Source organism: Streptococcus sp. GMD6S, assembly GCF_000297015.1.
Genome location: NZ_AJRH01000007.1, coordinates 19,163 through 31,190, shown reverse-complemented (window position 1 = coordinate 31,190; position 12,028 = coordinate 19,163). Strand labels below are relative to the sequence as shown.

12 protein-coding genes are annotated in these 12,028 nt (G+C 44.0%); 1 reads left to right on the top strand and 11 read right to left on the bottom strand.

All coding sequences use genetic code 11. The annotated features are described in order from the left end of the window. Positions 1-66: 66 nt before the first annotated feature. From GMD6S_RS01985 to GMD6S_RS01935, 11 genes are all read right to left on the bottom strand, one after another. Positions 67-1,323: a diaminopimelate decarboxylase gene (locus GMD6S_RS01985; RefSeq protein WP_000856549.1), complete on the bottom strand. Its 1,257-nt coding sequence runs from the start codon at positions 1,321-1,323 to the stop codon at positions 67-69. A gap of 66 nt (positions 1,324-1,389) precedes the next feature. Next, entirely contained in the window at positions 1,390-2,217 is an 828-nt protein-coding gene (purR, locus tag GMD6S_RS01980; RefSeq protein ID WP_002874197.1) for a pur operon repressor, read from the bottom strand. A gap of 104 nt (positions 2,218-2,321) precedes the next feature. After that, the gene (locus tag GMD6S_RS01975; RefSeq protein ID WP_000703210.1) at positions 2,322-3,263 is read right to left on the bottom strand and encodes a 3'-5' exoribonuclease YhaM family protein; all 942 of its coding nucleotides are present in this window, start codon (positions 3,261-3,263) and stop codon (positions 2,322-2,324) included. Beyond that, positions 3,253-4,509, bottom strand: coding sequence for a DNA recombination protein RmuC (rmuC, locus tag GMD6S_RS01970; RefSeq protein WP_000450905.1), 1,257 nt, complete (start codon positions 4,507-4,509; stop codon positions 3,253-3,255). The genes GMD6S_RS01975 and rmuC overlap by 11 nt, the downstream gene beginning before the upstream one ends. A gap of 1 nt (position 4,510) precedes the next feature. After that, entirely contained in the window at positions 4,511-5,173 is a 663-nt protein-coding gene (locus tag GMD6S_RS01965; RefSeq protein WP_001001250.1) for a thiamine diphosphokinase, read from the bottom strand. Then, positions 5,136-5,792: a ribulose-phosphate 3-epimerase gene (gene rpe / locus GMD6S_RS01960; protein WP_000084979.1), complete on the bottom strand. Its 657-nt coding sequence runs from the start codon at positions 5,790-5,792 to the stop codon at positions 5,136-5,138. The genes GMD6S_RS01965 and rpe overlap by 38 nt, the downstream gene beginning before the upstream one ends. Before the next feature lie 10 nt (positions 5,793-5,802). Then, positions 5,803-6,681 carry a ribosome small subunit-dependent GTPase A gene (gene rsgA / locus GMD6S_RS01955; RefSeq protein WP_008289073.1) on the bottom strand — a complete coding sequence of 293 codons (879 nt, stop codon included), beginning with the start codon at positions 6,679-6,681 and terminating at the stop codon, positions 5,803-5,805. 1 nt (position 6,682) lies between these two features. Continuing rightward, positions 6,683-7,555: a 16S rRNA (adenine(1518)-N(6)/adenine(1519)-N(6))-dimethyltransferase RsmA gene (rsmA, locus tag GMD6S_RS01950; RefSeq protein ID WP_001216884.1), complete on the bottom strand. Its 873-nt coding sequence runs from the start codon at positions 7,553-7,555 to the stop codon at positions 6,683-6,685. A gap of 186 nt (positions 7,556-7,741) precedes the next feature. After that, entirely contained in the window at positions 7,742-8,596 is an 855-nt protein-coding gene (locus tag GMD6S_RS01945) for an SDR family NAD(P)-dependent oxidoreductase (RefSeq protein ID WP_000832168.1), read from the bottom strand. Then, on the bottom strand, positions 8,593-9,171 hold the full coding sequence (gene rnmV, locus GMD6S_RS01940; RefSeq protein ID WP_000659978.1) for a ribonuclease M5: 579 nt from the start codon (positions 9,169-9,171) through the stop codon (positions 8,593-8,595). Before rnmV ends, GMD6S_RS01945 begins: the two co-directional genes overlap by 4 nt. Next, positions 9,168-9,944, bottom strand: coding sequence for a TatD family hydrolase (locus GMD6S_RS01935; protein ID WP_000575652.1), 777 nt, complete (start codon positions 9,942-9,944; stop codon positions 9,168-9,170). The genes rnmV and GMD6S_RS01935 overlap by 4 nt, the downstream gene beginning before the upstream one ends. A gap of 150 nt (positions 9,945-10,094) precedes the next feature. On the opposite strand from GMD6S_RS01935, the gene GMD6S_RS01930 reads away from it, so the two are divergent. After that, positions 10,095-11,939: an APC family permease gene (locus GMD6S_RS01930; RefSeq protein WP_000488831.1), complete on the top strand. Its 1,845-nt coding sequence runs from the start codon at positions 10,095-10,097 to the stop codon at positions 11,937-11,939. Positions 11,940-12,028 lie beyond the last annotated feature (89 nt).

The following is a 12,028-nucleotide window of genomic DNA, read 5'->3' as shown; positions in this document are numbered from 1 at the left end:
AAAACAAGGTTTTTTTGTCTATTTTTTAGAAAGCAATCTGTTTTTCACTTTCATTTTCAATTTCTTTTAATGATCCGATTCAAAATCAAAACCATACAAGGTTGCAAAATAGTCCTCAGGGCGCTCTGCACGGCGGATTTGGCGGGCTTTTCCTTCTTCGGTATAGAGGATTTCTGCCGAGCGTAGTTTGGCATTGTACTGGTAACCCATGGAGAATCCATGTGCACCTGTATCATGAATCACTAGCAAATCACCGATTTCTGTATGAGGTAGTTCGCGGTTCACTGCAAATTTATCATTGTTTTCACAGAGTGAACCAACCACATCTACCACCTCAACTGGTCCATCTGGATGGGTCAGATTGGTGATATGGTGGTAGGCTCCATACATGGCGGGGCGCATGAGGTTGACTGCTGAGGCATCCACGCCCAGATAGGTACGGTAGGTTTTTTTCTTATGAGTGACTCTTGTGACCAAAGCTCCGTGAGGCGCCAACATAAAGCGGCCTAATTCAGTAAAAATCTTGACCTGACCAAGTCCTGCAGGTGTGAGGACTTCCTCATAAACCTTACGAACTCCCTCACCAATCACAGCGATGTCATTTGGCTCCTGGTCTGGGCGATAATTGACTCCGATTCCGCCGGAAAGATTGATAAAGTCTAGCGAAATACCCAACTTTTCCTTAATTTCAACGGCTAATTCAAAAAGCTGACGCGCCAACTCTGGGTAGTAGAGATGGGTGACGGTATTGGATGCTAGGAAAGAGTGAATCCCAAATGTCTTGGCTCCTTTTTCCTTCAAAACCGCAAAGGCTTCAAAAAGCTGATCCTTGGTCATGCCAAACTTGGCTTCTCCAGGATTGTCCATGATGTCTGTCCCTAGCTCAAAAACTCCTCCAGGATTGTAACGACAAGAGATAATTTCTGGAATGCCTGCCGCTCGCTCTAGATGTTCAATATCTTCAAAGGCATCCAAGTTAATGGTCGCACCTAATTCACGCGCATAGGCATATTCCTTGTCAGGCGTGTTGTTAGAAGAGAACATGATTTCAGAACCGGGGAAATCCAGTTTATGGCTCATCAAAAGCTCTACATAACTAGAACAGTCCACACCACAACCTTCTTCTTGGAGGATTTTCAAGATGGCTGGAGTTGGAGTGGCCTTGACTGCAAAATATTCTTTGAATCCCTTATTCCAAGAAAAGGCCTGGTTGACTGCTCTTGCTTTTTCACGAATCCCCTTCTCATCATACAAGTGAAAGGGAGTCGGGAACTCTGCAACAATTGTTTCTAAATCTTCACGGCTGATAAATGGTGTTTTCATAAGCATCCTTCTATTCTGTTTGCAAAGAAAGGCTGGGACAATCGTTCCAACCTTTAGTTCTATCTCTTATTTGTCTTCGTCAAAGATATTTCCAATCTCAACATCGATGGATTGGTTCTTAACATCAATATTGGTTACTTTCAAGAGTGACTTGTAATCGAACTGCTTTTCACGTTCTTCTTGGGCATTGTCTGCAAAGACTGCAACACCAGCCAACTCTGAATCAAACTCACGCAAGAGACTAATCATCCCGTTGACCGTTCCGCCGCCTTTCAAAAAGTCATCCACAATCAAGACACGACTGCCTGCCTTGAGGCTGCGTTTTGAAAGGAACATTTTCTCAATGCGGTCACCGCTGGAACCTGAAACATAGTTGACGCTGACCGTTGAACCTTCGGTAATTTTCAAATCACGGCGCACAATGACAAATGGAACATTGAGGACATTGGCAACTGCATTTGCGAGTGGCACACCTTTTGTTGCTACTGTCATAACGGCATCGATTTTTTGGTCCATAAAGCTCTTGGCAATGATACGCCCAATATTTTTCAAAATGGCAGGCGTACTAAGCAAATCAGACAGGTAAATGTAGCCACCTGGCAAGATACGGTCGCTTTCTGAAAGTTTGTCACGCAAGTCTGCGATCATTTCTTTGGCTTCATGACTCGAAATTGATGGTGTAAAGATAACGCCACCACCTGCTCCAGTCACAGTCTGAATATGGCCGATTTCGATTTCCTCAAAGGCACGCTTGATAATCACGATGTCCTCTGAAATCGATGATTTAGCAGATTCGTACTTTTCTGCAAAGGTATTGAGACTTGTTAGTTTGTATGGATTATTAATCAAATAGTTGGAAATGACAACCATCCGATCACTTCTTCTTAATTTCATTTTTATTTACCATTCCATTTAATTTTGATATTTTATCCATTATACCACATTCACATAAAAAAACGAACATTATTGCGTAAAAAATGCTCGTTTTTCTTAAATTATTAATCTAAATCTGGTTTATAGAAGGAACGATTGTCCATAGCGAAGATTTTATTGGTCATCTCTCCTTTATCCACCAAAGCTAGAGCTGTTGACATCATCATCATGCTGGCATCTAGATTGTCAATCATATGGATAATCTCCGCCTCCATGATACGTGGACGGACTGGACTTCCATACTCCAGTAAGCCATGATGACTGAGGATAACATGGCGCAGTAGCACCACTTCTTCTCTAGTATCATCGATGCCCAGTTCCATGACGGTCTTGGTAATCTCACTATCGATCAGGGCGATATGGCCAAGGAGATTGCCTCGTACTGTATACTCCGTCTGATCTGGTCCCGTCAACTCAATAACCTTAGCCAAGTCGTGCAGCATAATCCCCGCATAGAGTAGGCTCTTGTTGAGCTGAGGATAAATCTCACTAATAGCATCTGCCAAGCGCACCATGGTTGCTGTATGATAGGCCAAACCCGTTTCAAAGGCGTGGTGGTTGGTCTTGGCAGCCGGATAGGAGTAGAATTCCTTATCATACTTGGTGTAGAGACTACGAACGATACGCTGCCAGACAGGATTTTCAATCTTGAAAATCATTTGCGACATGTAGTCACGGATTTCCTTGACATCAACTGGTGACTTGACCTTGAAGTCAGCTGGATCATTGGGTTCCCCAGGCTGAGGCAAGCGGAGAGTAATTTGATTGACTTGAGGAGTATTATTGTACACTTCTCGACGTCCCTGCATGTGGACCACCTTCCCAGCGGTAAAGGCCTCAACGTTATGAGGTTGGGCATCCCATAGTTTCCCCTCAATCTCGCCGCTATCGTCTTGGAAGGTAAAGGCTAGGTAGTTTTTCCCAGCACGCGTCTGTCTTAGGTCAGCTGACTTAATCAGGTAAAAACCTTCAAACAGCTCATCTTTTTTCATGTGACTAATCTTCATATTCTTCCTCATCTTCTTGGAAATGGAGTAGATCAAGCGCAGGCTCACCTTCTGATAACTCAATGTGACGGAGCGTCCGCTCGATAGCTGTGGTACGACGGTTTAATAATTCATCAATATTGCCAGAGGCATGTTGAAGATGTTTTTGTGCCTTAACCAAAATCCCCCCGAACTTGCCAAACTCAGTCTTAACGCTAGCAAGAGTCTTGCTGATATGATCTGCACTCTTTTGGATATTGAGAGTTTTGAAGCCAACTGATAGAGAGTTAAGCAGGGCTGATAGGGTACTTGGACCAGCAACAATAATCTGCTCCTCCCGTCTCAAATCATCAAAGAAGACAGGATTGCGGACGATTTCTGAGTAAAGTCCTTCTGTTGGAACAAACAAGACTCCAAAATTGGTCGTTCGAGGCGGCGCCAGATACTTGCTCTTGATATCCTTGGCAAAGCGCTTGACGCTAGCTAAAAGTGACTTACGACAACGTTCGATTTCGTCCTTATCGCCTGCTTCATAAGCTTCTTCTAAGCGGTAATAATCCGCCAGTGGAAACTTGGAGTCAATCGGTAAATAGACATATTCCTGGTCCCCCTGTCCAGGTAACTTGATGGCATACTCCACTCGCTCGCTAGAGTTCTCAACCGTTGCAAATTCTCGTTCGTACTGGGCTGGTGTCATGATGTCTTCGATGATTTGCCCCAGTTGCAATTCTCCTAGAATCCCTCGCGTCTTGGTCCCAGAGAGAACTTTGTTGAGTGCGCCAACATCGCGGGCAACTGTCTGCATTTCTCCCAGGCCACGATTGACAGACTCCAGTTGTTTGGAAACTGTCTCGAAGGAAGCCTGCAAGCGTGTCTGCAAGGTCTTTTCTAACTTTTCCTCGACAGTTTGACGCATTTGTTCCAAACGTTGCTCATTGGACTCCTGCAGGGCTTGAAGGCGTTGGTCGGTCTGATCTCTGGTTTGAAGGAGATTCTCGTTCATCTCCTGTCTAACTTGAGTCAGCCCTTGGTGCAACTCCATTCGCACTTCTTGCAAACGGTCGCTGACAGCCACTTCCAAGTCTTTTTGATCCAGCTGGCTGGCTTGTCTGGCTTGTTCAAAGCGGTAATCCAGTTGATCTGAAAGATTGTCTGCCTGATCCTCCAAGCTCTTGGCTAGGTACTTGTCTTGCTTATCTTGCCTTTGCCAAATGAGAAAGAGTCCAGCTAGGTTGGCAATTAATAATAGTAGTAATACAGTCTCCATCCTACCTCCTGTCCTTGCTATGCAGCACGACGACATAGCCATCTGGGCAAGTCACCGAAACTTCCCTATCTATATATTCGTTAGAAGCATACACTTTTTTAAAGAAAAAATTTTCCTCTGTCAACTCATACTTGGCACCGATAATGGTCAACTGACTATCCCGAACTGGCATAAAGGCTAGATAGTCATAATCCGAACGAGGTTGAAGTTGACTGGTCCCTTCTGGACAATAGCTAATCACATTTTGCCCATCCTCAATCGCTATCTGGCGCATATAGGGTGCTAACTTGGGATTACTCGGAAGAAAAACATTGGCCAGCATATGATCAATCCGACCACCAAGAGCACCGAAAATAGTGATCTGAGCCTGAGAATTTTGCTCAAAGATGGTCAAGAGAGCCAATTCCAGATCCGTATCATCTTTTTCTGGCTGAGCTTGAACAAAATGTTGGGTACGTTTTTGAATCAACTGACGCTCTTCTGCAGTCACCGAATCAAAATCCCCAACTGCTAGAGCGAGAGGCAGGTCTTCTTCCAAGACCCAGAGTGAGCCACGATCCACACCGACAAAGCAATCAAAATTCGTCCGATAATGACCGCGATCTCCGCCGGCAAAAACAGCAACCCTAGTCCAGTTGTTTTCTGAGAGTTTGCACTCGTTCATTGACATCTCCCTTAAAGACATAGGATCCTGCTACAAAAACGGTTGCTCCAGCTTCTTTGGCCTGAGCAATGGTCTGGTCATCAATACCGCCATCGACTTCAATTTCAAAGTTCAGTCCTTTTTTTTCACGAAGGGCAACCAACTCACGAACCTTGTCCATGGTTTCAGGCAGAAAGGCTTGTCCTCCAAATCCAGGGTTAACCGTCATGACCAAGACTTGGTCAACTAGGTGAAGAACGTGCTTGATTGCCTCCACAGGCGTACCAGGGTTAATGACAACAGAAGGTTTGACACCAAGAGAACGAATTTTTTGAAGAGCCCCATGGATATGAGGCGTTGCTTCCACATGGATACTGATGATATCTGCACCTGCACGCGCAAAGTCCTCTAAATGATGCTCTGGATTAGCGACCATCAAGTGGCAGTCAAAGACCATCTTGCTATGGGGGCGAAGAGCTTCAACCACACCGGCACCAAAACTGATTTGTGGTACAAAGTGACCATCCATAATATCGATATGGGCATATTCTGCACCAGTTGCTTCTAGGCGTTTGATTTCACATTCAAAGTTGGCATAATCTGCTGCCAGAATTGACGGAGCAATCTTGTATTGAGACATAGGTTTCTCCTTATTTTGGAATTTTTTTACTGACTTTTTTATAGGTTTCTCTGCGATTTTCAATTTCACTGAGAAATTGCAGGTAGTTGTCAAAACGGAAGGATGCAATGATACCCTCTTCGACAGCCGGCTTAACCGCACAGGACGGTTCATGGGTATGGGTACAAGTACGGAATTTACAGTCTCGACTGACACTGGCAATCTCTGGAAAGGCCTGATTGAGGTCTTCAGCCGTTGACACTTCATAATCCAGTGATGAAAAGCCTGGTGTGTCCGCGATTTTACCCCCATTGAGATTGTAAAAACTAACAGCTCGAGTAGTATGGCGACCGCGACCCAGACTGTCTGAGATTTCTCCTGTTTCAAGATTGAGGTCTGGTGCGATTTTATTAAGGAGTGTTGATTTTCCAACACCTGTCTGCCCCATAAAGACCGTCACTTTTCCTGTCAACAAAGGCAGGAGTTCCTCCTTACTGGTCACAAAGTCATAACCAATGGCACGATAGGTTTGTTGATAAAAACTTAATTCTTCGCTATCTTCCAGCAAATCCATTTTGGAAATATAGACGATGGGATGAATGCCCTTGTGTTCCAGAAGAACCAAGAACCGATCCAGCAAATTGCTGTTAAAATCAGGTTCCTTGACGGACATGATCACCACAGCTTGGTCAATATTGACAATAGGCGGACGGACGAGACTGTTTTCCCGTTCATGAATCTTGAGGATATAACCTTCGGAATTTTCCTCTGCAGAAAAATCTACCCAATCCCCAACATAGGGCGTGTGGCCTTTTTTACGAAAATTCCCGCGCGCACGTGTCTGATAGACTTGGTCCTCACTCTCCACATAATAGAAGCCTGCCAAGGCTTTAATGATTTGTCCCTGCATCTTAGAGTCCTTGTCCTTTAAGCGCATCTGAAAGGCTAGCAAATTCTTCCAAGCTAAGTGCTTCCCCACGCACAGATGGAGACAAGCCTGCCTGATCCAAAGCCTTGGTCAACTTTTCCTTGACTTCATCAGTCTTGCCAAAGTAGCCTGTCAGGTTATTCCACAAGGTCTTGCGGCGATGAGTGAAACTAGCCTTGGAAACCTTAAAGAAGAAGTTCTCATCTTCCACTGCTACAGCAGGCTCTGGACGGCGCACCATTTTTAAAATGGCTGAGTCCACGTTTGGGGCTGGCACAAAGACCGTACGAGGCACGATGAAGGCAACCTTAGCTGTCATATAATACTGGACAGCAATCGACAAACTACCGTAAGCCTTGGTGTTGGGTTGGGCTGAGATGCGATCTGCCACTTCTTTTTGCATCATAACCACAAACTCGCTAAAAGGAATGCCACTTTCAATCAAGTGCATGAGAATAGGCGTCGTAATGTAGTAAGGCAAGTTGGCTACCACCTTAATGGGCAGGTCAGGATTTTTGAAATTCTGGATATGCTGGGCCAAGTCAACTTTGAGAATGTCCTCGTTGACTACGGTAACATTGTCAAAATCACGTAAAGTATCTGCCAAAATCGGTACCAAACGGTGGTCAATCTCAAAGGCCATAATCTCTGCCGCACGCTCAGCCAAAAACTCCGTCAAAGCACCAATTCCTGGCCCAATTTCAATGACATTAACCTGGTTATCAATTTCAGCCGTATCCACGATCTTTTGAAGAATATTGGTATCCGTCAGGAAATTTTGCCCGAAGGACTTTTTAAATGTAAAACCGTGACGCTCCAGCACTGCCTTGGTCACGCTATAATCTGCAATTCTCATCTATTCTCTTTTCTATAGTTACTACCTCTATTGTAACACATTCCCCTGGTATTTTGGGAGTGCTTAGCTATTATCATAACTTTCCATCACTTCTTCCACTTCGGCCAAGGTCACTCCAAACAGAGTTAAATATCTGAATTTCTTTCCACTATTGAAGCAGTCCATGAAATTTATTTTTCTCATCCTTTATGGATTGTCTCTTGAGAAAGTCAGGTGCTCAAGCAAAGAATAGAGTTTTTCTTGCTCCTCTTCTTCGTAAGCAGGTGCATTTGCTTTTACTTCCTTGCATTTCTCGTCATACAAAAATCCTTCATAGCGATCTTCTGTAGATAAAGCTGTATAAACTTTGGCCATTTCTTCAGGACTAATCGAAAGTTTTGACTTAATTTTATACAGATTTTTCATAAAAGCGCTGAGGTGATTGTAGCGACGCATATCTACTTTGACATTGGTCACACGGATTGCCTGAACCTTGATACCTTCCCAATGTTCTCGCATATAAAGTGACAACATCAACAAGGCCAGTTTATTTTGATAATAGGTCTTAGCAGGACTGTAATGTTTTTGACCAGATAAATTTTCAAAATCAAGTTTCATGAAAGGATAGAGTATCAGCCCTTGAGAAGAAATATTAATAATCCGACCACTCTCAGACTTTTCTAACAAACCTTTCAACAAGATAGAAAGCAAGAAAGGGGCGGCAACATTGGTCGCAAATTGCTTTTCTAAACCATCCTTAGTCAGGATGGGCTTTTTAACTGACAAATCAAAGTCAGCTGCATTGTTAATTAGAACGTCTAGAAAGTCTTCTTTTTGAATATACTGTTCCGCTGCTTCCCTGACACTCTTCATATCAGATAGATCAACCAAGATATAATCTACATGTGGATTTCCTGTCTGTCGACGAATTTCCTCACAAGCTTGCTCCGCAGCTTCTTCCCGTCTACAAAAGAGAGTTACCGACCAGCCTTTTTCAGCCAACTGTTTAGCAACCTGATAACCAATGCCACTATTGCCACCTGTAATAATCACTCTTTTCATTTCTGACTCCCTTGGACTGAATACTTAGCTATCACCTCTTCCACTTCTGCCAAGGTCACTCCAAACAACTCCAACCGCTTGAGCAGCTGTTTTCCATTGGAATAGCCGATGCGGAGCTGTTCGCCTAGATACTCTCGGCGCCTACGACTGTCTGCTCCCGCCAAGAAACCTAGGCGAATCAAGTCACCACGACTGATGTCAAACTCGTTCTCGTTTTCAAATTGCTCTGTCACCTGAGTCAGCGCTGTTTTTAGATCTTCATAGCTGGCGTGTTCGATTCCCAGAGAACGTCCCTTGGACTTAGATTCGGGAACAGCCTCATCTCGCTTGAGAAAGGCATGCTGTACTGTTGGAATGGCCGTCATAATCATGCGACGAATCCGCTCCCCATTAAAATCTGGATCTGTAAAGACAATGACTCCATGCAGTTCATGCAGGCGCTGAATCCGCTCTATATCCTGGTCATTTATTGCAGAACCTCGTGTTTCATAGGTCTCTACATCAAAGTAACGTTTGAGATTGGCCGTATCATCCCGTCCTTCGACTACGATGACTTGGGAAATTTTTTCTTTCATGATTGTTTTTCCAATCCAAAAATACGCTCTGCATTTGCAGTTGTTACTGCGGCTAACTCCTCAGTCGTCATCCCACGCAAATCCGCAATAAAGTCTATCACATAGCGAGTATAGGCTGTTTTGTTTTCACGGCCACGTTTAGGAACTGGTGCCAAGTAAGGGGCATCTGTCTCTACCAAAATCTTATCCAAAGGTAACTCTTTAGCTGCTTCCTGAACATCTGTCGCCTTCTTGAAAGTCACCACTCCTGAGAAGGAAATCGTCATACCAAGCTCGACAAACTTCTCAGCCCACTCCAGAGAACCTGAAAATGAATGCATGATGCCACCACGAGGGCCGACGCCCTCACTCTTGATAATCTTATAAGTATCTTCCAGCGCATCGCGGGTATGGACCACAAAAGGTAAATCCAAGTCCTTGGACAGCTGAATCTGACGGCGAAAAACCTGCTCCTGTACTTCCTTAGATGCTGTCATCCAGTGATAGTCCAGACCAATCTCCCCCAAGGCAACAACTTTTGGATGTTTTAGTTTTTCCAGCAAGTAAGCTTCGACCTCATCTGTGTATGTCCCTGCTTCAGTCGGATGCCAGCCAATAGTTGCGTAGAGTTGCTCATACCCATCTGCCAACTCTAGGGCCCGTTCAATGGTTGGCTTGTCAAAACCAACAATATTCATCCGCGTCACACCCATCTCAGCAGCCAAGGCGATTTCTTCTGCCTCACGGCCTGTAAATTCTTCCACATTTAAATGTGTGTGCGTATCAAAAATCATCTCTTCTAACCTCATTTTCTTCCATTATTATACCAAAAATAGCATCCCTCGGCTTGTAAAAATATTCTAATACCAATCATTCTCCCTTGACTGCTCTTTTTCAAAGCAGTATAATAACACTTATTGAAATTTTCAGCAAAGGAAAAGAAAATGTTTAGAAAATTAAAATATACCTTTATCGGTCGACCACTCAAGTCTCTCACAGACGGCGAAGGGGGATTGTTGGGAAAAATGCAGGCACTTGCAATGTTATCCAGTGATGCCCTGTCTTCTATTGCCTATGGGCCCGAACAAGTCATTCTCGTATTAGTCAGTCTGTCTCCTCTCGCTATTTGGTGGAGCCTCCCTATTGGTATTTTTGTCCTCTTACTGCTCGCTAGTTTGACCATTTCTTATCGTCAGATCATTCATGCCTATCCTCAAGGTGGAGGAGCTTATATGGTCACTCGGGAAAATCTTTCCCCTGAACTGGGCTTGATTGCAGGAGGCAGTCTCCTTGTTGACTATATGCTGACAGTAGCCGTATCCGTTGCGTCTGGAGCTGATGCTATTACAGCAGCCATCCCTGCCCTCCATCCCTATAATCTTCATATCTCTATTTTCCTAGTCTGCCTGCTCATGCTCTTGAATTTAAGAGGATTGAAAGAATCTGCCAGCTCTCTGATGATTCCCGTCTACCTCTTTATCTTCAGTACCGTCTTTCTCTTGCTTTATGGGTTCTTTCAACTATTTACAGGTTCCCTAAACTATCAGGCGACTTCAACCATTGGGCAAACCGTTCCGAGCCTTTCCATCGTTCTCCTATTAAGAGCCTTTACCAGTGGCTCTGCCTCTCTGACAGGGGTTGAGGCTATTTCAAATGCGGTACCATTTTTCAAAACTCCGAAAGAAAAGAATGCTGCTCAGACCTTGACCATCATGTCCCTCATTTTAGGATTCCTTTTTGCAGGCATTACCTTCCTAAACTACTGGATGGGCATCACTCCTCAAAATGGAGAAACCATCCTCTCGCAAATGGCCAAGGGCATTCTTGGTGATTCATTCTTTGGTCATGCTAGCTACTATCTCTTCCAGTTCTCGACAGCCTTAATTCTAGCTGTAGCTGCAAATACTGGCTTTTCAGCCTTCCCTATGCTGGCATACAATATGGCTAAAAACAAGTACATGCCCCATCTCTTTATGGAAAAAGGGGATCGCCTTGGCTACTCCAACGGTATCTTAACTCTGGCCTTTGGAGCTATGATCCTTCTTCTCATTTTTAATGGGAATACTGAACGCTTGATTCCTCTTTATACTATCGGGGTCTTCGTTCCCTTTGCCCTTTCTCAGACTGGGATGATTCGTCATTGGAAAAAGGAAAAAGGAGCAAACTTCTTAAAACCTGCCTTTGCTAATATCCTTGGGGCCATCATTTGTTATGCTATTGTCCTCATTTTACTCCTCTTCAGACTGGGTGATATCTGGCCTTTCTTTCCAATTATCCTAGTTTTAACTTTCCTCTTTTTGTCCATTCACAGCCATTACCAAAAAGTGGCAAAACAGCTACGACTCTACGAAGGAATTGAAAAACGTACCTACGATGGCAATCTGGTTCTTGTCCTAGTAGGAAATGTTACTCGAGTAAGTGTCGGAGCCATTAACTACGCTCAAAGTATCGGTGACGAAGTGTTAGCCATGCACATTTCTACTAAAGAAACGGCAGAAAAAGACCAAGAAATTCTTCAGGAATTTGCCGATTACTTCCCAAATATCACTCTGAAGAATATCAATACTAGCTACCGCGACATCATCACCCCTAGCGTTAAGTATGTCAAACGAATCGCCCAAGAAGCTAAGCAAAAAAACTACACTGTTACAGTCCTTGTCCCACAGTTTATCCCTAACAAGCCTTGGCAAAATATCCTGCACAATCAAATGAGCCTCAAACTAAAATACGCTCTCAGATGGCACGAAGACGTCGTTGTCGCTAGCTACTCTTATCACTTAAAAGAATAAACAAAAACTCAAAATCAGTAACTTATTTCTGGTTTTGAGTTTTTTTGTATGTGACCTTTAAATGAGCCCTCCATGAGTTTCATCTGAAA

Coding starts and splice junctions, on each gene's coding strand:
- GMD6S_RS01985 (WP_000856549.1), bottom strand. CDS start 1,323: ATGAAAACACCATTTATCAGCCGTGAAGATTTAGAAACAATTGTTGCA.
- purR (WP_002874197.1), bottom strand. CDS start 2,217: ATGAAATTAAGAAGAAGTGATCGGATGGTTGTCATTTCCAACTATTTG.
- GMD6S_RS01975 (WP_000703210.1), bottom strand. CDS start 3,263: ATGAAGATTAGTCACATGAAAAAAGATGAGCTGTTTGAAGGTTTTTAC.
- rmuC (WP_000450905.1), bottom strand. CDS start 4,509: ATGGAGACTGTATTACTACTATTATTAATTGCCAACCTAGCTGGACTC.
- GMD6S_RS01965 (WP_001001250.1), bottom strand. CDS start 5,173: ATGAACGAGTGCAAACTCTCAGAAAACAACTGGACTAGGGTTGCTGTT.
- rpe (WP_000084979.1), bottom strand. CDS start 5,792: ATGTCTCAATACAAGATTGCTCCGTCAATTCTGGCAGCAGATTATGCC.
- rsgA (WP_008289073.1), bottom strand. CDS start 6,681: ATGCAGGGACAAATCATTAAAGCCTTGGCAGGCTTCTATTATGTGGAG.
- rsmA (WP_001216884.1), bottom strand. CDS start 7,555: ATGAGAATTGCAGATTATAGCGTGACCAAGGCAGTGCTGGAGCGTCAC.
- GMD6S_RS01945 (WP_000832168.1), bottom strand. CDS start 8,596: ATGAAAAGAGTGATTATTACAGGTGGCAATAGTGGCATTGGTTATCAG.
- rnmV (WP_000659978.1), bottom strand. CDS start 9,171: ATGAAAGAAAAAATTTCCCAAGTCATCGTAGTCGAAGGACGGGATGAT.
- GMD6S_RS01935 (WP_000575652.1), bottom strand. CDS start 9,944: ATGATTTTTGATACGCACACACATTTAAATGTGGAAGAATTTACAGGC.
- GMD6S_RS01930 (WP_000488831.1), top strand. CDS start 10,095: ATGTTTAGAAAATTAAAATATACCTTTATCGGTCGACCACTCAAGTCT.